This window comes from Cryobacterium sp. M15 (assembly GCF_002929675.1).
GTDB classification, from domain to species: domain Bacteria; phylum Actinomycetota; class Actinomycetes; order Actinomycetales; family Microbacteriaceae; genus Cryobacterium; species Cryobacterium lyxosi.
Genome location: NZ_PJJW01000041.1, coordinates 278,691 through 300,505, shown reverse-complemented (window position 1 = coordinate 300,505; position 21,815 = coordinate 278,691). Strand labels below are relative to the sequence as shown.

The window sequence follows — 21,815 nt, the reverse complement described above, 5'->3', positions numbered from 1 at the left end:
TCGGGCGGAGTGATCAGCGCTCTCTCGGCCGAAATTCGCGCGGCCAATCACTCGCGCGAATCCGCCGGATCGCCTTGACCTCGCCGATGGTTCCCCACTCGTCGAGGCCGAGGCGTGACAACGGGCGCAGCTTCTCGATAAGCGGATGCTCTCCGTCCAGCACCGTCGACGACACCGCGATGTGCGTGACCTCGCCAAACACGAGCGTGCAATCGCCCAGCTCCAGCGTGGAATGCAGGCGGCACTCGATCGCCGCCGGGGACTCGGCCACCCGCATGGAGGCCACGGTCACACTCGGCTCCCGGGTGAGCCCGGCGCGGTCGAATTCGCTCTCCGCCGGCCCAAAATCAGTGCCGGTCGCGTTGACCTCTTCGAACAGCGACTCCGGCGTGAAATTCACCACGAAATCTCCGGTCGCCAAAATATTGCGCACGGTGTCCTTGACGCCCACCGAGGTGAACTGAACGATGGCCGGCGTAACGGATGCCACGGTGAAGAATGAATGTGGCGCGAGGTTGTCGACACCCGCCGCCGACCGGCTCGACACCCATGCGATTGGACGCGGCACGACGAGCGAGTTCAACAGGCGGTAGAAATCGAGACGCGGCAGATTCCCAGGGTCAAAGTCAGTACGCACCGGTTCAGACTAACAATTCGCGTCGCTCTTCGGGCCAGCAGCGCAGCCGCTATCGCTCCGAGCGCGCATCCGCCGACGCGACCAAACCGAATTCGCCCTCCATACGCCAAGCACAAAGTTGCGGCTGCCCGCGCCGATAGAGTGGCCTGATGCCTATTCTTCCCCGCCTGGTGGCCTTCGACCTCGACGATACGCTCGCGCCGTCCAAGTCCGCGCTCGACCCGATCATGATCGACCTTCTCGTTAAGCTGCTCGGCGTCACCGAGGTCTGCGTCATCTCCGGCGGCCAGTTCGGGCAATTTCAGGCGCAGATCATCGACAATCTGCCCGAGATCAGTCCGGAGAAACTCGCCCGGCTGCACCTCATGCCGACCTGCGGCACCCAGTACTACCGCAGTGATTCGCAGGGCTGGAGCCAGGTGTACGCAGAGAACCTCAGTGAGGACCAGAAAACTCGCGCACTCGAAGCCGTTGAGCAGACCGCTCGCGACCTCGGCTTCTGGGAAAGCGACATCTGGGGCCCCATTCTCGAAGATCGCGGCTCGCAGATCACTTTCTCCGCGCTCGGCCAGGCGGCACCGATCGCCTCCAAAATCGCCTGGGACCCGGCCGGTGAGAAGAAGAATGTCCTTCGGAGCGCCGTGCAGGCCCTGTTGCCCGACCTCGAGGTGCGCTCGGGCGGGTCGACCTCCGTCGACATCACCCGGCAGGGCATCGACAAGGCCTACGGAATGAAACGCTTGGCCACCCTGACCGGTGTCGACCTCGAGGACATGCTGTTCGTCGGCGACCGCCTCGACGAGAACGGCAATGACTACCCGGTCAAGGTTCTCGGCGTCGAATGCATCGCCGTCGAGGGCTGGCCCGATACCGCGGCCCTGCTCACGGACCTGATTCCCCGCTACGTCGCCGTCTGACCGCTGGGCTCCTGCCCTTGCCCCTGCGCATAACTCCTGCAATTTTAAGACGAGAGCAGTAGCAGCCGCATACTTCCGGGGTGTTTGTCGTGGCCACCGTGAAATTGCAGGAGTTATGCGCGGCCAAGCCGATCCTTCACTCTCTCACCAGCAGCACTGGAACATCCGCCGATAAGAAGTCCACCGCCAACGTCGCTAGAGGCGCGCTGGCGCCCCTGCAGCAGGCTTTGCAGACCGATATGCTCGCAGACTACCGCCTCTAAAAAACTAGCGGCGATATCATCCTGAGTTTTTCTCGTGTACATTTCGCTTGTGAAAGAGATGCAGACCGAGAACCGCGAGTGGATCAACTTTGCCAAGGGCGCGGCGATTATTCTCGTCGTGCTCTACCACGCGTCGTTGTTCCTCAATGACCTCGGCCTGGCCGGCAGCACGCCACGGTTGCGGCTCGTGCTGGGCTTCTTTCCCATGCCGGTGTTCTTCTTCATCGCCGGACTCACCGCGCGGCGTATGCTCACTTGGAACCTGAAAGACCTCTGGCGTCGGCGCTTGCTCGTGCTCGTGTATTTGTACCTGCTCTGGTCTGTCATCCGGGTAGCGTTCTACCTCGTCGTGCCGCACCTGCGCGGCACCGAGCGATCCCCGACCGACCTGCTCAACATCGTCCTGCTGCCGGTTTGGCCCACCAGCAGCTACTGGTTCATCTGGGCGCTGGCCATTTTCACCCTGCTCGCCTGGCTTCTGCGGAAGCTGCCGATCAGGGTGCAGCTCCTTCTCGTGGGCGTCGTCGCAGTGCTGGCGACAACGCCGGGAGTGCTCGACCTCGACAACGTCGGCTGGGACCGTGTCGCCGCTAATTTTATTTTCTTCATCACCGCCGTCTACTTTCCCCACGTCATTTATCGCCTGGCCGCCCGCGTGCGCGTCTGGCACGCGGCTGTGCTTATCGCTGCATATCTCGGCCTCGCCGTGCTGATCGTGCCGTTGCATCTCTCCCGTGTTCCGGGGCTGATTTTGCTCGAAAGCGTGGTCGCCGTCGCGATGGGCGTCACCCTGGCCACCCTGCTGGTTCGAGTGCGATGGTTGAAATTTATGAGCACGCTCGGCCAATACAGCTTTCAAATTTATCTAGTCCACCTGTTTCTCGTGGCCAGCGCTCTCGCGCTTCTGGCACCGTTTGCAGAAGCCCCCTGGCTCGAACGCGCCGGGAATGCCCTGCCGTTCCTGCTCGCCGCCATCGTGCTCGTCGCCTCGCTCTACCTCGCCAAGCTCCTGCGCCGGTTCTCGTTCCTCTGGGTGAGTCCGTTCCGCAAACGCCAGGCCACGTCAGTCTCTCGTCGGGCTCCTCTGAACCGTGACCTGCTGTGAAAAAATCCCGTCCGTTCGCGGCATCCGTTGGGCTGCTCGCTGTCGGTCTTGTGCTGAGCGGATGCGCCGCCGCCCCCACCAGGCCGGATGCGCGCGTGCATAGCGACTCGGTCGTGCTGCAGAACGACCTGCAGTACGGCACGGCTCTGGGTCAGAAGCTGCTGCTGAACGCCTGCCTGCCCAAGAGTAAGACAGCACCCAGGGCGGCTATGGTCCTCATTCACGGCGGGGGTTTCGACAGCGGTAGCAAAGACTTCGGCGGCATGAAAGCGCTCTGCTCGGAGCTGGCCGACGGCGGCATCGCCGCCTTTTCGGTGGACTACCGCCTGGCGCCCAAATTTGCCTACCCGGCACAGGTGAACGATGTCACCGAAGCGCTCACCTGGCTGCGGGAACCAGCCCAGATCGCGCACTTCGGCATCGACCCCGAACGCATCGGACTGTTCGGAAGCTCTGCCGGTGCGATCATCGCTTCCTCGATCGGAACCAATGGCTCCGGCAGCTTGGCCGGCGATGATCGGGTTGCGGCGGTCGTGGCGATGTCGCCGGCGGTTGATCTCACCGAGCAGGGGCTTCTGCTCGGCGACCCTTCGACACCGGCGATCGCTTCCATTTTGCAATACCTTGGCTGCTCTGATTTCGCTGACTGTGCCAATGCCCGCGCGGCGTCACCGTTGTACGCCGTCGACAAGACCGACCCGCCGTTTTATATCGCTATTTCACAAAAGGAACTGGTTCCCCTTGAACAGGGGAAGGCCATGGCGTCAGCGCTCAAAGCGGTGGGCGTATCCGTCACCCTCGACGTGAAACCCGGTAAAAAACACGGATTGGAGCTCCTCGACGAGGCCACACGAGCGAGCATTCGTCAGTTCCTGGTCGATAATTTAGTTAACTCCACAAGACGAACTGGTTAAATCCTCAATACCGGCGGTCCAAAAGTGAGGATTTTTATGCCAACATAGGGACTTGTCGTCGTGCACCCGAAGCACGACGCATCAATCATGCGGGAAGAAGCGCCCATGGAACTGAAGCGGCTGGTTCGAATACTCCGAAAGCGATGGATTCTCATCGTTGCTTTCATCCTGCTCGGCGTGGTTGGCGGAGCAGCCGCAGCCCTGCTCACTCCCGTGCAGTACCAGGCTTCCACCCGTGTTTTCGTCGCCGCGCAGATTCAAAACGGGTCAACTCCCGGCGATCTTGTACAGGGCAATAACTTCGTCGTGCAGAAGCTGCCGTACTACCTCGACGTCGCCACGAGCCCCCGCGTGCTCGACCCGGTGATCGCGAGCCTCGGTCTCGACGAGAGCGCGGTGAACCTGTCCGAGCGGGTCACGGCCACATCCCAGCCCGGCTCGGCCGTCATCGAACTGAGAGCTCTCGCCCCCACGGCAAATGCCGCGCAGCAGCTCGCGCAGGCCGTCTCGAAGAGTTTCACCGACGTTGTCATCAATCAGCTGGAAAAGCCCGCCGATGGCGGTGCGAGCCCGGTCACAGTTGGCGTGCTCAACCCGGCGGTTGCCCCCGACAACCCCGCGGTGCCTCAGCTCTACCTCAACCTCGCCGTCGGACTGCTCATCGGGCTGCTGGTCGGACTGATCACCGCCTTCATCCTCGGCCTGTTTGACCGCCGCATCTACAACCGCGACGACATCGAGCGGCTGACCGTTGTTCCCGTGCTCGGAGGCATCCCGCTCGAAGCTCGTGCCAACCCGATCATCTCGCCAGACGGTGCGTCCACCGCCCGCGCCGAGGCATTTCGGGTGCTGCGCACCAACCTCGAGTTCGCCGATGCCGACGCCGGCCGCCGCAGCCTCGTCGTGACCTCCTCCGTTTCGGGCGAAGGCAAGACCACCACGCTCGTGAATCTCGCCATCGTGCTGGCCGAGAGCGGCGCAACGGTCGCCGTCATCGACGCCGACCTGCGCACGCCCCGGCTGGCCGACTACCTCGGCCTCGATGCCGAGCACGGACTGACCGACGTGCTCCTCGGCGACGTGCAACTCAAGGAATCTCTACAATCGTGGGGCGCGCAGCATCCGCTTACAGTGCTGTCGTCGGGCAAGATTCCCACTAATCCGAGCGAATTGCTCGGATCGACAGCCATGGGTACGGTACTCGATGTGCTGAGCAGCAGCTACGACTATGTGCTCCTCGACGCCCCGCCGGTGCTTGCGGTCACGGACGCAGCCGTGCTCAGTCGCTGGACCGGCGGCACCATTCTGGTCGTCGGCGCCAACCGGGTACGCGAGCCCGAACTGCTGGCTGCCTTCGACGCCCTCGAAGCTGTCGGCACAACGCCCCTCGGCGTCGTGCTGGCCATGGTTCCCACCCGTGGTCCCGATGCGCTCGTGCGTGACGGAAGCTTCGTGGCCTCTTCCCGCCCGGCACCCCGAGTCACCCCGGCAACCGGCTCGGACACGAACGACTCGGGTCGCTCGACCCCGTCCGAGAGCGAGGCTGCGACAGCAGCCAGCCCCACCCGCGTCACCTGGTAGGTCCAACGTTCCATTGCGTTTGGCGTGCGTTCGAAGCAGTTCTGCGAGAGCTAAACCCGAAAGGAGACTCAGTGTCCGTGCACTCGTCTTACCCGATCGATTCGTCGCCCTCCCCGCAACGAAAGCTCCTGCTCGTCGCTTCCACGGGCGGGCACCTGGCCCAGCTGGTGCGGCTGGCCCCGGGGCTCGGTGCCTCGCCCAGTTCGCTCTGGGTCACCTTTGATTCCGTGCAGAGCCGGTCGCTGCTGGCCGGTCAGCGGCGTATCCACGTGCCGTACGTGCGTCCCCGCGATTACCTCGGCATGATGCGCGCGGCCAGCATCGTGCGCCGGGTGCTCAGGCACGAAACTTTCGAGGGTGCCGTGAGTACCGGCGCCGGTCTCGCCGTTGCGGCGCTGCCGCAGGCCGCAATCAGTGGCGTGCCGAGCCTGTACATCGAGAGCGTCTCCCGTGTCGAGGGGCCATCGCTCAGCGGGCGCATGCTCGCCGCCAGCCACCTGGTCAGCGTGCGCACCCAGCATCCGGCCTGGGCTACCAGTCGCTGGCGGACGCACCCGAGCGTGCTGTCCACCTACCATTCGTTGATCCGGCCCGCGCCGGAACGGCCCAGTCTGTTCGTCACACTCGGCACCATCGAGGGGTACCGTTTCGATTCCCTCGTCGACGCAGTTCTCGCGAGTGGCCTGGCCGATGAGCGCACCATCTGGCAGCTCGGTTTCACGACCGACCGCACCGACCTCCCCGGCCGGGTACACCAGATGATGCCGACCGCGCAGTTCGTCGATGCTGCCGTGAACTCCGACGTCGTCATCACCCACGCCGGTGTCGGTACCTTCATGGGGCTGCTCGAACTGGGTATTTTCCCTGTGATCGTGACCCGTCGCAAGCACCGCGGCGAACACGTTGATGACCACCAGATGCAGATCGCGGAGCTGGCCGAGTACCTGGGCGTCGCTCGAGCCGTTGACTCGCCCGACCTGACGGCCGACGTCATCCGCTTCGCTGCCGGTCGTGCCATCGACGCCGGTGTGCGCATCCCGCTGCCCAGCGACCGATGAGTCAGGGGGCTCCGGCCGAGCGGATGCTGCGCCAAATTTTTGTCCCCGCCCGCGGGCAATATGACAACATCGGCGACATTTTGCTGCGTCGCCAACTGCTCGACTGGTTACGGGGGAGTGGTCCGCTGCACGTCTATGTCGGCAAGGCACCCGACGGGTATGCCAGGGGGCTCGGCCTCACCCCGGGCGACGTGCAATATCGCTCGTTTCGACGCTGGTACGCGGCGGCGCTTCGCAGCGCGGCCCGCGGCCAAGCGTCGTACGTATTCAAACCCGGCGAGATTCAACTGACCCTGGTGGGCATGAAAGAGCACCTCGCCATGCTGCCGGTGCTTGCACTTGTTCGTGCCCGACACGGCCGCGTCGCCCGGGTCGGTGTGGGCAGCCGAAACTTCGCGCCGCTGCCGCGTGCGCTGATGGGACCCTCGATTGCGCTGTCGAACCTGTCGTTGTGGCGGGATGCAGCAACGGCCGGGTATCTCGGGCGGGGCAATGTCATGCCCGACCTTGCCTTTGCTAGTCGCGGCAGTGGTGTCGATTCGGTCGATATAGCGTGCCGCGACCTTCTCGTCGTCTCGATGCGCTCCGACCTCGACTACCCGAGCGCCGCCTGGCTTTCCGCTGTGCGCGCAGTCGCTGCCGAACACGGCCTGCAGATCTGGTGTGTCACCCAGGTCTTGCGCGATGATACGAGGTGCAGTCAACTCGCGGCCGATCTCGGAGGCGAGGCGCTGCGCTGGAATGGCACCGGCCATGACGAGCAGGAACAGCGTCTGCGTGCGCTCTATCGGCGGGCCGCGCTTGCCGTGAGCGATCGTTTGCACGTGCTCGTTGGCGCACTCACGGAGGGGGCGGTTCCGGCCGCGCTCCTCGTTGACGCGAAGTCAGACAAGATTGCGCGGCATTTTGCCGCCGCCGGACTACACGACGTGAGCATTGTCAGTGCGGGTTTGACCGCCGCCGAGATCACTGAACGGCTGCAGAACCTGCTCGGCCGCCGTACGGCTATCCTGGCCGGCCTGGCCGAGGCGCAGGACGAATTACACAACGTGCGCCGTCTGCTGGATCGGGTGCTGACCAGCGAGACCGCGCGGTGAGCCTCGCCGACGCGGGTGACACCGAGCCGATCGAGACACAACCGATCACCATCGTGCCGCCATCGACCACACCAAGCCCGCCCCTCGTTCCGACTGTCCAAGTTGTCCCCCTTGTCCCGACTGTCCAAGTTGTCCCCCTTGTCCCGATTGTCCCGATTGTCCAAGTCGCCCCGATTGTCCCGGCGTCGCCGGTTGAACGACTGACAGCGGTGCACATTGGGCGCAGTGGTGAGGTCGCCGGCGGTATGAGTCAGGTCGTCAACGGCTATCTGGCACATTCTTTTGCCGATTTCGACCTGCGTTTGGTGTGCTCGCGCGACGGCAGTGGCGGGGCGCGGGCGGCCTTGCTTGCGGTGTCCGCTTTCTGGAAAGTGTTGCGTCTGTCCCGGCCCGAGCGCACCGTCGTGATCGCGCACCTGTCGCAGGGGGGGTCCTTCGCGCGTGAAGGAGCGCTGCTCGCCCTCGCGCACGCGCGCGGGTTTGGCACGGTCGCTCAGCTGCACGGCAGTTCTTTTACCGACTTCGCCGAAAAACGGCCCGGTCTGGTGGGGAGCGTCCTGCGCGCGGCCGACGTGGTGCTGACCCTGTCGGCCGAATCGCGCGACACGGCCGCTGAATTCGTACCGGGGGAGCGGGTTGTGCTTGTGCCGAACGCCGTCGCTGACGGCGTGCGCCGCGACATCGAACCGCTCGTGGTGTTCGGCGGTGCGGTCAGTGTCCGCAAGGGTGTCGACGTGCTCGTGGCGGCGTGGCAGCGGCTCGCGCCCGAGTATCCGCTGTGGAAACTGGTGATTGCCGGTCCCATCGTTGACCAGCCTGCCGTACCGCTGGTGCGCGGCGAATTCGTCGGGGCGCTCAGCCACGAGGCACTGATGAAGTTGCTCGAGCGTTCGGCGATCGCCGTGTTGCCCTCTCGCGATGAGGCGATGCCGATGTTCATTCTCGAAGCCATGGCTCGCAGCAACTGTGTGGTGGCGACGCGGGTTGGCGGCGTGCCGGCCGTGCTCGCCAACGGTGCTGGGGTGATCGTGGAACCCGGCGACGCCAACTCGCTCGAGGCAGCGCTACGACACGCGATAACGGATGCCGCCTGGCGCGTAGAAAAGGCGGATCTGGCCAGATCCGCCTTCGAGACTACCTATTCGGCGGCCGCTGTCTTTCCGCTGGTCGAGCGCAGCTGGAAGGCTGCGCTCGACCGACGATCAGACCGTGTTGCTAGGAGATACAGGCCTGGTTAGAGAATCCGGATCCCGCCGCCGTAACGGTGTTCGAGCAGTAGACCCTGGTGCCGCTGGTACCCTTAGTTCCCTGCTCGTGGATGAAGAAGCCGTAGCCGGCTGCGCCGACCGGGGCGGTGTTGCCGTAGAAGATATTGCGGAGGCCCCAGCCGGTGACGCTTCCGTTGACCGCGAAGCCGTGCATGGTGCTGTTCTTGCCCTGGTTGTTGTAAACGCTCCAGTCGTTGCCCTTGACTTTGACCCATTCCTCGGCGCGCTGCATAGCGTTAGCGCCATCGATGATGTTGTCGCGGATGATCCCGTTGGAGGTGCCTTCCTTGACCTCGATCGGCTGGGCGCCGGTCAGGCTGATGTTGTTGGCCATGAGCAGCGTGCGGTCGGTCTTGTCGGGCTGGCAGCTGGTCTGGGCGCACCAGTTGGCGTCTGAGGTTCCGATGTAGATACCCTCACCGTAGAACGGGTCGCGCTTGCCGGTGTTTTTGATGGTGTTGCCGACGACTTTGCTGTCGGTGGTGAAGGCACGCAGGTGGATGCCCTCGTAGCCGATGTTGTCGACGAGCGTGTCCGCAATGGTGACGTTGCTGCTGCGGATGACGCTGATTCCCTTGAGGCTGTTGGTGACGGTCATTCCGGCGATCACGAGGTTGGAGGAGTTGGAGATCTGGATGCCGTGGTTGTTCTGGATGCTGCCGACGTTGATCACGGCGCTGCGCGGTCCGCAGATCCAGACCGGGTTGGATGCGGTTCCGTTCGCGGTCATGTTGATCTGCTCGTTGTAGGTGCCGGGGGCCATCTTGATTACGGTCCCGGGCTGGGCCTGGGAGACGGCGGTCATGAGTTCCCTGGCCGTCGCCACATTGACGGTGGCGGCGGGGCAATCCGCGTAGCGCGGGGTGCTGATCGGAGCCGGAGTCGGCGCAGTGCTCGGCACGGCCGACACGATGAACGCGTCGACGATGCTGCTGGTACCGGTCGAACGGGCATCCTTCTGCCCGGTTCGGGTCACGGTGATGGTGTGCGTACCGGCCGACAGGCTCGTGGTGCTGAACGCGTTCTGCTTGTAGGCGGTGGTCGCAGAATACCCGTTGACCGTGGCGACGTTCGTACCGTCGATCGCGACGGTGCTCGTGCCCGAGCTGCTGGTCAGGCGTGTGATGAAGGCGATGCTCGAGCCCTGGAAGGTGAACGAGGCGCTGCCCGCCGTGGTGGTGAACTGAACTCCGCCGCCTGAGTCGCTGGTCGAGCCGGAGGTGCGCCAGGTGCCGTTGTACGTGACCGACGCGGAGTCGCCCTCGAAGGTGGTCGAACCGGCCGGAGCCTGCACGGGAGCGGTGGCAGCGGGCGCGGATGCCGGTGCTGGTGCCGGTGCCGGTGCCGGTGCGGGAGTCATCGTCCCGGTAGGCGCCAGGGTGACGAAGGCGTCGACGATGCTGTTAGTACCGGTGGAGCGGGCATCCTTCTGGCCGGTGCGACTGACCTTGATGGTGTGCGTTCCGCTAGAAAGGTTTGAGGTGCTGAACAGGCTCTGCTGGTACCGGGTTGAGGCGGAGTAGCCGTTGACCGTGGCGACAACCTTGCCGTCGATGGCGATTTCACTCGTGCCGGAGCTGCTGGTCATACGCGTGACGTAGGCCACCGTTGAACCGGTGAAGGTGAGTGAAGCGCTCGACGTGGTCGAGGCATACTTGATAGATCCGCCGTTGTCTGACGGCGAGCCCGTCGTCAGCCAGGTACCGGAATACTTCACCTGCGCGGAGCTGCTATCGACGACCGTGGTGCCGGCGGGAGCAGTGGCGGCGGAGGCTGAAGCGACGTCGAGGGGGATCATTGCGGTGAGGGGCACGATCGCGGCGATGACGACGGCCGCAATGGTGGCACGGCGTGAGGCACGAGGGAACAACATTATGAAACCTTCCGAATGTTCAAGGAGGGATGGTTACGTCCGTGAACCCGACGGGTTCCGACGCATATGATCTTCGTGATTTGTGGCGGTAACGCTTCTGTGGTCACGTCGTCAATTAGCGTCTGAACTGCTGCGCGTTAGCCGTGTGTAAATGGGTTTGTGGGCGCAAAATACGCCGATGCGGCGGTTCTTCAGCGCGCGGACGCGCGCGAGAAAGTGAGGGTCGAGTCGAGCGACCGCTAGCGAGAAACTGAGACGACCTCGGGGATTTCGCCCTGATCAGTGCTATTGCCCATTGTGGGTAACGTCTCGTAGAAAGATGCTGGATTTTCGGGCGGCCCCAAGCGGTCACCGTGAGCGGGCATCGGTCATTCCTGAGAAAGTGCCTAGAGTGAAATTCAAACTGTTGAATTTTGTCGCGATGCATATTGTCGCACCTGCGGCCGCGCGAAAAACGACCCCCAGCGCCCCGGCGGGCATGCTGGGGGTCGTGTGTAGTCGGCTACGGAGTGCAGACGATGTTGGTCAATCCTTGCCCGGCGCGGGTGACCGAGTTCGAGCACGACACCATGGTGTCGCTGGAGCCCTTGCTGCCCTTCTCGTGGACGAAGAAGGAGTAACCCCCGGCGTTCACCGCACCCGAGTTGTCGGTGAAGGTGTTGTGAAGACCCCAGCCGGCGACGCTTCCGTTGACCGCGAAGCCGTTCAGGGGGCTGTTGGCGCCGCTGTTGTCATAGATCAGCCAGTTGTTGCCCTTGACCTTGATCCACTCGTCGGCAGCGCTCATGCCGTTGGCTCCGTCGATCACGTTGTCCCGAACAACGCCGTCGGAAGTGCCCTCCTTGACTTCGATCGGCTGAGCACTGGTGAGGCTGATCTGATTGCCAAGCACGAGAATGCGGTCGGTGCGGTCGGGCCGGCAATTGGTCTGGTTGCACCAATTGTTTTCGGACGTACCGATGTAGATGCCTTCGCCGAAGGGCGCGTCCCGCATTCCGGTGTTTGAGATGGTGTTGCCGACCACGGTGCTGTCGGTTGTGAAGGCGCGCAGGTGAATGCCCTCGTAGCCGATGTGGTCGATGCGGGTGTCGGCGATCGTCACGTTCGTGCCGCCGATGACACTGATGCCTTTGAGGCTGTTGGTCACGGTCATACCGGCGATCACGAGGTTGGACGAGTTCTTGATCTGGATGCCGTGGTTGTCCTGGATGCTGCCCACGTTGATGACGGCTTCGCGCGAGCCGCAGATCCAGACCGGGTTGGCAGCGGTGCCATTAGCGTGGATGTCGATCTGGTCGCGATAGGTTCCGGCGGCCATCCTGATGACGGTGCCGGGGTGGGCGCGGTCGACGGCCGCAGTGAGTTCGTCAACGGTGTGCACCGTCGTCGTGGCGGCGGGGCAGTCGGCGTAGCGGTGCACGGCCGGCGACGGCGCGAGTGCAGGGACCGGTGCTGGTGCTGGTGCTGGGCTGGTCGCGGCATTCACCACAAAGGCGTCCACGATGCTATTGGTACCGCTCGCGCGTGCGTCACGCTTGCCGGTGCCACTGATCTTGATGGTGTGGGTACCGCTCGAGAGGGTCGTCGTGCGGAACACGGTCTTCTGGTGCACGGTTCGCGCGGAGTATGCGTTCACCGTCGCAACGACCGTGCCGTCGATCGACACGGTGCTCTTTCCTGAACTTTTCGTGGTGCGCGTGATGAAAGCGACGCTTGTTCCCGTGAACGTCGTTGATGCGCTGCCGGCGCTGGACTGGAACCGCACGGATCCACCGCGATCGGCGGTGTTGCGCGTGCTGCGCCAGGAGCCGGTATAGCTGATCTTTGCCGAGGAGCTGTCGATGACTGTGCGTTGGGGGGCGGCAGCGGCATCGCCGCCCGGGCTGGGGATGGCCAGGGAGGCGAGAACGGCAACGATGACGACAGTGCAAGCGGCAACGGCGATTGCGGTGTGGCGGGCGGATGCGCGTGGGTGGAAAATGCGGGAAACGGGTTTGCGGGGGTGACCGATACCAAGAAAGAACACGGTCGGATCCTCTCGAGTCGAGGTCGCGGACGGACAGGTGTCGCGGGTGGGAATTCTCCTGAGTGCCGGTTGCTGGCTTGGTCGTTACGAGATGCGACGCGTATTCAGTGTTCGAAGACCGAGATCGTAGGGAACTGTTCGGGTTGAACTTCGAGGTCAGCCTATCGAGAGTCAAAGTCGAATCCGTTTCACCTTCCTGTGAAAATGCTTAAAATCACATGAAAGATTCTGGGATTATCCCGGTCGCTGTTGTGGGTCTGGGCGCGCCTCGTCACCGCCGATGAGTTTCAACCCGACCCAGGTCAGGCGACACCCCGCTCGGCTGTGAGGCGCAGCACCCGACGATGCAGCGGAACACTCAGCTTTGCCGTGCCGGCCAGCACCAGCCGCCTCCAATCGCGACGGCGCGCGGCTAGCAATATGAGCCGCCAGGTCAGGCGGGAACGCAGCTCGGAGACAATCTCGTCCCGTTCGTCGGCATCGTACGGGCCGGTCAGCGCGTCCTTCAGCCCGGAGAGCAGCACGTAGCGCAGACGAAAGTAGCCGTACGAGTTAGAACCGATGATGCGGGTATCCAGGGTGATAGCCGCGTTCGTGACGGCCTGCTCGACCAGCAGGAGAGACTCGGCCCGGCGCGACCCTGAGCGGATGATCGACCCACCGCGCACGACATAGGAATAGAGCGAGTCGCTGATGAACGCCACATGATCGGCCGCAGCGAGTAATTGGGCCACCATGGCCAGGTCGGAGTGCACCCGGGTCGGGGTGAACTCGATCTCGCGGGTAAGAGAACGGCGGAACAATTTGTTCCAGAGGTGCCCGGTCAGCTCGCCATCGAGCAGGAGGACAAAAGCCTGTGCGCCCGTGATCGGCTTGTTCAGAAGAGGCGCAACCAACGGGCGGCGCCGGCCGGGGTAGACATACGCCGCACCGCAGACGATCACGTCGGCGCCCGTAGACCTGGCCGCCGCCACGAGTTTCTCCAGCGCAGAGTCAGCCCACTCGTCGTCACAATCAACGAACCACAGAAACTCGCCCCGACTCTCGGCCACCGCCCGCGCCCGCGCCCGCGCGACACCGCCATTTTGTTCCTCGCGAAAGTAATGCACATCGGCGTTTGCCGCAGCCGCCCGCGCGCCGATGGTAGCCGTCGTATCCGTTGAGCCGTCGTCGACCACGATGATCTCGAAATCGTCCATGGTCTGGCCGAGGAGTCGTTCAATGGCGCTCTCCAGAAACTTGGCGGCGTTGTAGGCCGGCACGATGATGCTGACAACCGGTGAGCCCGCGGCGTGTGCCCCGGTCATGCGGTGAGCTTTCCAATGGAGCGGGTCAGCTCCCGTAGGGAAGCGCGCGCCTCGACGACGTGGCGCAGAATCGGCTCCCGGCGGCTGAGGACGTCGCGAGCCCGGCGCTCGAATGCCGCGGGGTCGGGTAGCGTCCAGCCGATCGTGGCGCCTTTGATACCGACCGCGTCGAGGGTGCGAGCCGCCTTCGACGGGCCAGCATCGGCGATCACGAGCGGCAGCGCACCCTCGGTCAGGCCGATCACGGCAGCGTGTAGTCGGTCGGTCACTACGAGCAGTGACCGCTGGTAGACCGCCCGTAGTTTCTGCTCCTGAGCGAGATGGTCTGGACCGTCCCAGACCATGGCCGTGCCGCCGAGCTTGTCGGCCAGTTCCTCGGCAAGTGGCCCGTCTCGTTCGATCTGCGACACCGCCACGATCTCGAGTTCGAGGGTATCGGCCAGGCCGCGCAATGCCGCCAGCCACGCATCGTCGGGGTGCCGCCCGTTGTAGCGCACCGATACCGCCAGTAGCGGGCGAGAAGCGGTGGACGCGAGCAGTTCGGCATCTGCTGCCCCCGTAGCAAAGGCCCAGTCGGGAGAGATGCGCCCCAGGCCCATCGCGCAGCGGCTGTAGGCGTCTCGCCAGGCCACGAGGTCGCACAGGCGCAGTGTCGCCGCCACCGGAATGCGCCAGCCCGTCTTCTGCCGCACGCCGAACCCGGCGTGCACGGCGTGCCCGCCGCGCAGACGGTTGAGCGCGAGGTGGGGCGCAAGACGCACGTAGCGCAGGGCATACGACCGCTGCAATTCGATTTCGCCAGCGTTGAACGCGTAAACGGATGCCTCCCGGAGAGTCGACCGCGAAATCTCGCGTCGCCATTCTGCGCTGGTGCGGTACACCCGGTCTTCGTCGTGCAAGCCGAGCCCGCTCAGGTAGAAGTCCGATCGGGCCCCGACGAAAACCTGCAGTTCGCCGGCGCCCCGAAGTGCATCGAGAAAGGCCCGTCGCAGCACGGTATCGCCGACATTGTCAATCTGGCCCATAGCCGAGGCGAAGATTCTCATGCGCGTTCCACGACCCGAAGCAAGACCCGTTCCAGGTCGCTGCCGCTCGCTTCCTCCGAAAAACGAGCCAGCCAGGGTTCGATGTGCTCGAGCGGGAGGTCCACCGCCCGCAGAATGGCGTCGGCAAGGTCCGCCGGATGCGCGGACAGCGCGAGTTCGCCCGTGATGCCGGGCACAATCGCATCCGCTACCCCGAGCGCCCCCGAAACGGCGACCGAGGGATAGCCGGCCGCAGCCGCTTCAACGAGCACGTTGCCAAAACCCTCCCGGCTCGAGGTAAGCAGCGCCACCGAGTTGTCGGCGAAGTGGTCGAACCAGTTTTCGACCCAGCCGCGATGGTGAAAGGCCACGTTCTCCTGCCGAGCCGCGGCCTGTACGTCGTTGAGCAGGGGACCGCCGCCGAACGAGACGACCTCGACGACCACGCCGCGACGGGCGAGCTCGGCGGCGGCCGCGATCGCGAGCAGCGGCCGCTTCTGCGCCACGAGCCGGCAGGCCAGCACAATCTGAATGCCGTTGGCTGATCCTGGGCGGCGTTCGGATCGCGCCACGATCGTGGTTCCCCCCGGCTCGACCAGTTTCGTGCCGTCGTCACCCCCGACCTGGACGTGGGCCGCCGTCGTGCCCAGCCCGCGCCGGGTGCCGCGTAGTTTTGCCGTTGCCGGGTTGGCGACGACGGTGATGCGGTCACCGCGCACTCCGAAAGCGGCGATCATCTCAGCGGCGACCGGATGCGAAATGGCGATCACGTGGTCGGCCCACGGATACAGGCGCTTGGCAAACCAGATTTTCACCCGGTGGGCAAGATTCGATCCGGGCAGCCCGAGCGATACCAGGTTACGTTCACTCACGAGCACACGGGGGCGCAGACGGGCTGGCATCAGCCGGGCAGCGGTCAGCAGCACCAGGTTGGGGTGGGCCTGCAGCGATATCGCCACGTCGGGGTGCCAGTCGAGCAGGCGGCGCCGAAGCGCAGTGGCCTTCTGCAGGTGGCCGCGCTGCCCGGAAAGGGAGGATGACGCCACGCCATCGGGTAGGTATTCCGGCTTCACCGCGGCGGAGGTCAGCACGACAGCCACCTCGTAGCCCTGATCGGCGAGCCAGCCCATCCAGGTGCGGGCCACAAATTCTGCCCCACCACCGTGCAGTGACGGAATCACGAAGAGAATGCGGCGCAGGGCAGGATCGGCGCGCGCATAGTCGGGTGGGGTTTGCGAGGAGAGCGTCATGCGGGACCTTGTCTGTGGGAAGTCGGGCTCGGGGCCGTGAGGGCAGGGGGATAAGAATGCGTGGCATTCGGCAACCCCGAGAAGTTCAGAGCGGCCAGGCGCCGCACTTCGGGCAGCCGCGCAGCCAAACGGTCGCGATACCTCTTCCGATCGGCCAGCACCGATAACGCCACCGGAATCATGCGTCGAGCCAGGCCGGCGCCCGGCTCGATGCACAGTTCCTGTGTGTCAAAGAGTCGCATCATGCCCGCGACCTTGCCCTGGGTGGATAGCGCAACGGCAGGAACCTCGTGGAACATGGCCTGCACGGCGAGGTGCATGCGCCCGGTCAGTACGATTTCGGCGCCGGCACACAGCCCGCGCACTTCGGCCGGGGTGAGCAACCGGTTCACCAGTATCACCTCGTCCGTAATGGGCAGACGATCGAACACGGCCCGGCAGGCGGCCATGTCGTCGCCGCTGGTGCGCATGACGTGTGGCAGCAGCACGACCTGAAGCCCCGCCTCCAGGAGTGCCGTTACGATCCGGGCGTACTCTGTGGTCTGGTCGAAACTGCGGCCGACCAGTGCGCTAGCGTTCACGACGGCATAGCGGGCCGGCGTGGCTCCGAGATATTCCGTTTTGGCGAGGGCGCAGCTGGTCCGGGCAGCGAACACGGCGTCGGCGACGTCGACCACGGTGTGGAATCGATCGGTACGGGCGCGCTCGCTGGAGGTGGGGTCGCGCAGTTGTAACCGCGTTCCCATTCGCCCGGCCCGGGCGAGCGACCGGCGCACCCCCACGTTGGCGTGGCCGTTCCAGCTGAAGCCGAGGATGCGCGCTTGCACGCCGACGCTGCGCGCGAGGCTCGCGACATCCGCTCGCCGGGCGGAGGCACGCACGCTATACGCGCCGTCCATGATGTCCGCGCCAATCACGGTCAGGGACAGGGCGCGGCCGAGTATGGGGGCCAGCATCGCCATGGCCTGCCGGTGTACCCGCCCTTTTCCGTAGATCAGGTGCGGAATCGGGACGAGTTGCGCCCGCCAGGCGTGCTGCGACGGAATCTGTACGTCGGTCGGCCGCCGCACGAGCACCTGAACTCGTCCCGTCACATTTTCGAGAAAGGCTTCGATCATGGCCTGGTCGCCGATATTGCCCTCCCCGGGTGGGGCGACGAGCACGTGAGCCTGCTCACTGCGCGGATCGAACGGGCGCATCCGGTTGGTCGCGCGTCTCAGGGCGGCACGATCGCGCAGGAAGGGCAGGGTGGATGCCGCGGCCAGGCCGTGCACCACCCGGTCCAGCCGGCGGATGATGCGCAAGCGTGTGCGCCCTGCTTTTTGGGCAAGGGAGGAGGCAGGCGCCGGGCGCTCGGTGTCAACGGTCGCGCCGACGGGGCCCTCTTTCGACGACTTCGCGGAGCGCAGAAAGCTGCGGGCCTGGGTGATCCCGCGCACATCCCGGCGAAAGGTCGGCCAGATCAGCATGACGAAGCCGATCGCCGCGAGCAAGGCGATCCCGCCGAGGGCGACGCGCGCGAATGGCAGGTCGATCGGGATCCACTGCACGGACGTCCAGCTGATTCCGGTCGCGAAACCGTAGCCGAGGACAGCGCGCGCGCCGGCTTGGAACATCGATCGTGCGGGAGCATTCGTAACCCGGCTGATCCACCACAGGCCGATCGGCCAGATCAGCGCGACGCCGATCGAGTACCCGGCAGCGACGCCGTAAACGCCCCAGAGTGAGCCGACCAGCACGAACACCACCAGCAGGGGCCGGGTGGTGAGGGCGAAATACAGGTTCTGCTTGGTGGCACCCTTCGACAGGAACACCCAGTAGGTCGCATAGGCAGCAGCCTCGAAGAACCCGGCAATAGCGAGAATTTGAAAGATCGGAGCCGAACCGAGCCAGCGGCTGCCGAGGGCGATGCTGATGATCGGCAGGGCCTGGGCGCAGGAGAAAGCGAGCACAATGGTGACCGTGTGCAGCATGATGGTCTGCCCGAGCAGAATGAACCGGTCGTACTTGGGTTGGTCGTCCTGCAAGCGGGCCAGCACCGGCAGGGCCACCCGGGTGGACGGACCGTTGATCTGGTTGAGCGGCAGCAGTAGTAGCTGGAAGGCCCGGTTATACAGGCCGAGCGGTCCGGCACCGAGCGTGGCGCCGATCACAATCGTGTCGGTGTTGCGGCTGGCATAGCCGAGCAGCTGCGTGCCGGCCAGGTTCGACCCGAAAACGATCAGGTGACGCATGGGCGCGGTGCGGTGATACCAGCCGGGAAACCAGTTGGTGACCGGAACGAGAATGATGATGGTCAGAATACCCTGGCTGATCTGCTGTCCAGCAAGAGCCCAGTAGCCGAAACCGTTCAGCGCCATCACGATGCCAACCGCGAGAGCGCCGGCCTGTGCACCGATTTCCGACCCGGCCAGGGCGACAAAGTGAAAATTGCGGTTGAGATCAGCACGAAACTGGGTGGCGAGGCCGTTGAGCAGAAACGTCCCGGCGAGCACCTGGGTGAGCAGCACGAGTCGATCGTCGCCGTACAGGGTGGCGATGAGGGGACTGCACAGCACCGCGAGCAGCATGAGAGCAAGCCCGATCACGCTGTTGATCCAGAACAGGTTGTCTTTTTGGTGCCGGGTCAGGTCGCGCACCTGAATGGCCGCCGACGACAGCCCGAAGTTGCGCAGCACCTCGCCGACCCCGATGATCGCAGCGACCGAGGCGACCAGCCCGTAGTCGCTCGGGTCGAGCAGTCGGCCGAGCACGACGATGCCGCCGAGCTGCACGCCGATGCGAATGAGCTGGCCGACCAGGGTGGTCGAGGCGCCCCGCCCCGCGGTGCGGCCGAGACCCGCCGTCGAGCGAGGCTTCTCGGGAATGTCGGCAACATCGGGGACGTCGGGAATGTCCGGGGGATGAGGCGGCATCGGCGCGGTCAACGGGTATTCCGCCCAGCGCGGACCGTGCGCCCGGTCAGCTGTAAGGCACGCAGATAGGTTTGATAACTTTGCAGGCCGAGCGTTTTCCAATCCCGTCCGGAGAGTTGTGGGCGCCGGTGGGCACCGGCGGCGCGCATCCGCTTGAGGGTGTCGCAGAGAATCTCGGGTGTGAGCTCGCCGTCATAGAGGTAAATCCAGTCGGGCCCGACTTCGTCGGCCAGGGCGAGGTTCGACGGCGTCGACGGCACGAGCACCGGTCGATCGAGCGAGAGTGCTACGAGCAACACGCCTGAATTGTGCATTTCGCGATAGGGCAGGACAACCAGCTCGGCCAATCCGACCTCAGCCACCAATTCTTCGTCGGAGACGAAGCGCAACACCGAGCTGATGCGCGGATCCTGCGCGGCCTCGGTGCTGATGACTGTTTCGAGCCCGCTTGATGGTCTTCCGACTATGCGCAGGGTCAGATCAGGGACCGGCAGTGCCCGGAATACCTGCAGCAGCGTTTCAACCCCCTTGTACGGCCGAATCAGGCCGAAATAGAGGATGCGCCCTGACACCGATTCGGGCAGCGTCATGCCGCTGAAACGGTCGCGATAGTGCCCGTGCAAAATGGTGACCGCCCGAGACTCGGGTTCAACCGGTGTGGTCGGGTTGAGACGAATTACGAGTGCGGTACGGGCGTCGAGTGCGTTCAGCGCGCGCGTTTCAGCGCCAGCGCCTGCTTCGTGCGGGGTCAGGTTGTGTGCGGTGCGCACAATAGGGATGCGCTGCATTCGCACGCGCAGCAGTAGCGCGTACAGCGCGCCGCGACGCAGCCGAGCCTTGAGCGGTCGCGGGGCGCGAATGAGCAGTTCCGGCCAGTGCACGTGCAGTATGTCATAGCGGCCGAGCAGCGCAGTGCGCCAGGAAAAGAATCGCATGGTCACGGCAGCCGGTGCGCCGTCGACCACTTGATTGACGTACCGCGTGGTGCCGTCCGGCGGACTCAGCGATTGCAACACGGTGATATTCTTCGCGCCTGTGGTAATCACGCCCATACCCCTCACGGACCGGTGAGAACCGGCATTAACTGAGAATCTGTCGGTTTAGCGTAGCGTGCGAGCCGTCCCTGCGTTAGAGCCTCGCGTACCCCCGTTTGGGGAGCCGGATACCCTCCGCGCGCTCGGCGCACGGCCGGGTTCGTGCGGGCCAGCGGCATCCGCTCGCGTCGGATTCAGGGCCAGGATGAGCAGGCAGCCAAGCAGTAGGTGCATCGGGCGCAGGGCGTCAATAGCGTTGAAGCCGGCGATACATACGGTGTACGCCAGGAGCGCAGCTGCCGCGCCGACGGCTCGGCGCGACAGCGCGTGAGCGACGGCCGAGCCGATCATGAGCAGGAACAGTACGACACCGGGCAGACCGATGCTGATCAACAGTTGCAATAGTGAATTCTCGATGGTGACGTCGTTGAACAGTCGCCCGGTGATGCCAGAGGTGCCGGGGCCCGACCCGATCCAGCCGGTGAGGTTGGCCGCCTGCACGGACACCCAGACACCGAGGTCGCGGGCCTGCGACGACAGTTCGGCTTCGATCGAGTTGTTGCGGGCAGTGAACGCATCGAACTGGAACAATCCCACGACCGCGACGACCATGAGCATGGCGAGCAAAGCGAATTTTCCCCAGTGCTTCTCTCCCCGCAGAAGGAGCGAGACCGTGTACGCGAAGCCGACAGCGATTGCCGCGGCGAGAATGGCGCCGCGCGAGACGGTCGCGACGAGGCCCAGACCGCTGAAAACGGCCGCGGCCAGGGCGGGCTTGGAACTCTCCTGCAGCCAGATGCCAATGGCGAGTGCGCAAGCTACGGCAAGGAATAGGGCGGCGAAGAGCGGATGCCCAAACGATGCGTCGGCCCGATACACCGACCAGTGTTGATGGTCGCTGAGGCCGAGCGCCGTGAACAGGGTGCCCCAGATCGGATTGAAGCGCAGCACGCTTTCGACGACGGCGTAGGCACCGAGCCAGGCGCCGAGCAGTAGCCAGGTGCGGCGAATCCAGTACGCCTCCCGAGTGCTGGTGCCAATACACAGGGGCAGTAGAACGGCGGCGCTGAAGCTGATCATCCAGCCGAGGCTCGCCTGCAGATCGGTCGTACGCGCGAGGGTGAACAGTGTCCAGACCAGAAAGATCAGGGCGAAGTAGCGGGTGGCTGACCGAAAGGGGCTGGGTGGCGTCGCGGGCTGGGCATCTGTTTTCGTTGGGAGCAGGCGACGCACTGCCCAGATCACGATAATCATGGTGGTCAGCGGCAGGGCGCCGATCGGGCCGTCCTGCGGTAGGACGCGGGCCGGAACCAGTGCGAACGTGACCAGTGCAACCGCGGGAAGGATATGCACCGGCAAGAGGAGCAGGGTGGCAGCGGCGGCGAAGGCGAGCAGCGTCAGCGGAATCAGAATGATGCCGACGGTGGTGATGAATCGCGGCAGAACCACGCTCGCCACAATGACGAGAAGGGCGGAGAACGCAATCAAAACGACCGGCGTGCTTCGCAATCGGCGCAGAGTGGAATCGAACATCGGCCGCCTTGG

The 21,815-nt window shown here is 64.6% G+C and carries 17 protein-coding genes; 8 read left to right on the top strand and 9 right to left on the bottom strand.

Going from position 1 to position 21,815, the window contains the following annotated elements:
- Nucleotides 1-13 precede the first annotated feature (13 nt).
- Nucleotides 14-637: a flavin reductase family protein gene (locus CXY83_RS16365; RefSeq protein ID WP_104198366.1), complete on the bottom strand. Its 624-nt coding sequence runs from the start codon at nt 635-637 to the stop codon at nt 14-16.
- Between the two features lie 149 nt (nt 638-786).
- On the opposite strand from CXY83_RS16365, the gene CXY83_RS16360 reads away from it, so the two are divergent.
- From CXY83_RS16360 to CXY83_RS16325, 8 genes are all read left to right on the top strand, one after another.
- The gene (locus tag CXY83_RS16360) at nt 787-1,554 is read left to right on the top strand and encodes an HAD-IIB family hydrolase (RefSeq protein ID WP_104198365.1); all 768 of its coding nucleotides are present in this window, start codon (nt 787-789) and stop codon (nt 1,552-1,554) included.
- A gap of 89 nt (nt 1,555-1,643) precedes the next feature.
- Nucleotides 1,644-1,817, top strand: a complete 174-nt coding sequence (locus tag CXY83_RS17715) for a hypothetical protein (protein ID WP_158251914.1) — start codon at nt 1,644-1,646, stop codon at nt 1,815-1,817.
- 58 nt (nt 1,818-1,875) lie between these two features.
- Nucleotides 1,876-2,922, top strand: coding sequence for an acyltransferase family protein (locus tag CXY83_RS16350; protein ID WP_104198363.1), 1,047 nt, complete (start codon nt 1,876-1,878; stop codon nt 2,920-2,922).
- Nucleotides 2,919-3,836, top strand: a complete 918-nt coding sequence (locus tag CXY83_RS16345; protein WP_104198362.1) for an alpha/beta hydrolase — start codon at nt 2,919-2,921, stop codon at nt 3,834-3,836. Before CXY83_RS16350 ends, CXY83_RS16345 begins: the two co-directional genes overlap by 4 nt.
- Nucleotides 3,837-3,941: 105 nt before the next feature.
- Nucleotides 3,942-5,417 carry a polysaccharide biosynthesis tyrosine autokinase gene (locus CXY83_RS16340; RefSeq protein ID WP_158251913.1) on the top strand — a complete coding sequence of 492 codons (1,476 nt, stop codon included), beginning with the start codon at nt 3,942-3,944 and terminating at the stop codon, nt 5,415-5,417.
- Nucleotides 5,418-5,488: 71 nt separating this feature from the next.
- Nucleotides 5,489-6,475 (top strand): glycosyltransferase, encoded by a 987-nt coding sequence (locus CXY83_RS16335; protein WP_198416528.1) that lies wholly within the window; start codon nt 5,489-5,491, stop codon nt 6,473-6,475.
- On the top strand, nt 6,472-7,572 hold the full coding sequence (locus tag CXY83_RS16330) for a polysaccharide pyruvyl transferase family protein (RefSeq protein WP_146069964.1): 1,101 nt from the start codon (nt 6,472-6,474) through the stop codon (nt 7,570-7,572). Before CXY83_RS16335 ends, CXY83_RS16330 begins: the two co-directional genes overlap by 4 nt.
- Nucleotides 7,569-8,810, top strand: coding sequence for a glycosyltransferase family 4 protein (locus CXY83_RS16325; protein WP_104198359.1), 1,242 nt, complete (start codon nt 7,569-7,571; stop codon nt 8,808-8,810). Before CXY83_RS16330 ends, CXY83_RS16325 begins: the two co-directional genes overlap by 4 nt.
- Here the strand turns inward: CXY83_RS16325 and CXY83_RS16320 are convergent.
- From CXY83_RS16320 to CXY83_RS16280, 8 genes are all read right to left on the bottom strand, one after another.
- Entirely contained in the window at nt 8,788-10,713 is a 1,926-nt protein-coding gene (locus tag CXY83_RS16320; RefSeq protein WP_158251912.1) for a right-handed parallel beta-helix repeat-containing protein, read from the bottom strand. The two genes, CXY83_RS16325 and CXY83_RS16320, sit on opposite strands and share 23 nt — an antisense overlap.
- A gap of 502 nt (nt 10,714-11,215) precedes the next feature.
- Complete coding sequence (locus CXY83_RS16305) at nt 11,216-12,739, bottom strand: right-handed parallel beta-helix repeat-containing protein (RefSeq protein ID WP_104198355.1); 1,524 nt, start codon at nt 12,737-12,739, stop codon at nt 11,216-11,218.
- 302 nt (nt 12,740-13,041) lie between these two features.
- A complete protein-coding gene (locus CXY83_RS17710) occupies nt 13,042-14,046 on the bottom strand; it encodes a glycosyltransferase family 2 protein (protein WP_158251911.1) in 1,005 nt (334 codons plus the stop codon).
- Nucleotides 14,043-15,092 (bottom strand): polysaccharide pyruvyl transferase family protein, encoded by a 1,050-nt coding sequence (locus tag CXY83_RS17705; RefSeq protein WP_158251910.1) that lies wholly within the window; start codon nt 15,090-15,092, stop codon nt 14,043-14,045. The genes CXY83_RS17710 and CXY83_RS17705 overlap by 4 nt, the downstream gene beginning before the upstream one ends.
- Nucleotides 15,089-16,321, bottom strand: a complete 1,233-nt coding sequence (locus CXY83_RS16295; RefSeq protein WP_104198353.1) for a glycosyltransferase — start codon at nt 16,319-16,321, stop codon at nt 15,089-15,091. Before CXY83_RS16295 ends, CXY83_RS17705 begins: the two co-directional genes overlap by 4 nt.
- A complete protein-coding gene (locus CXY83_RS17700; protein WP_158251909.1) occupies nt 16,318-19,236 on the bottom strand; it encodes an oligosaccharide flippase family protein in 2,919 nt (972 codons plus the stop codon). Before CXY83_RS17700 ends, CXY83_RS16295 begins: the two co-directional genes overlap by 4 nt.
- 8 nt (nt 19,237-19,244) lie before the next feature.
- A complete protein-coding gene (locus CXY83_RS16285) occupies nt 19,245-20,252 on the bottom strand; it encodes a glycosyl transferase (protein ID WP_199184985.1) in 1,008 nt (335 codons plus the stop codon).
- Between the two features lie 84 nt (nt 20,253-20,336).
- The gene (locus CXY83_RS16280) at nt 20,337-21,803 is read right to left on the bottom strand and encodes an O-antigen ligase (protein ID WP_104198351.1); all 1,467 of its coding nucleotides are present in this window, start codon (nt 21,801-21,803) and stop codon (nt 20,337-20,339) included.
- Nucleotides 21,804-21,815 lie beyond the last annotated feature (12 nt).

Bases quoted from the DNA above. Each gene is read 5' to 3' on its own strand.
- CXY83_RS16360 (WP_104198365.1), top strand. From the start codon at position 787: ATGCCTATTCTTCCCCGCCTGGTGGCCTTCGACCTCGACGATACGCTC.
- CXY83_RS16350 (WP_104198363.1), top strand. From the start codon at position 1,876: ATGCAGACCGAGAACCGCGAGTGGATCAACTTTGCCAAGGGCGCGGCG.
- CXY83_RS16340 (WP_158251913.1), top strand. From the start codon at position 3,942: ATGGAACTGAAGCGGCTGGTTCGAATACTCCGAAAGCGATGGATTCTC.
- CXY83_RS16330 (WP_146069964.1), top strand. From the start codon at position 6,472: ATGAGTCAGGGGGCTCCGGCCGAGCGGATGCTGCGCCAAATTTTTGTC.
- CXY83_RS16320 (WP_158251912.1), bottom strand. From the start codon at position 10,713: ATGTTGTTCCCTCGTGCCTCACGCCGTGCCACCATTGCGGCCGTCGTC.
- CXY83_RS17710 (WP_158251911.1), bottom strand. From the start codon at position 14,046: ATGACCGGGGCACACGCCGCGGGCTCACCGGTTGTCAGCATCATCGTG.
- CXY83_RS17705 (WP_158251910.1), bottom strand. From the start codon at position 15,092: ATGAGAATCTTCGCCTCGGCTATGGGCCAGATTGACAATGTCGGCGAT.
- CXY83_RS16295 (WP_104198353.1), bottom strand. From the start codon at position 16,321: ATGACGCTCTCCTCGCAAACCCCACCCGACTATGCGCGCGCCGATCCT.
- CXY83_RS17700 (WP_158251909.1), bottom strand. From the start codon at position 19,236: ATGCCGCCTCATCCCCCGGACATTCCCGACGTCCCCGATGTTGCCGAC.
- CXY83_RS16280 (WP_104198351.1), bottom strand. From the start codon at position 21,803: ATGTTCGATTCCACTCTGCGCCGATTGCGAAGCACGCCGGTCGTTTTG.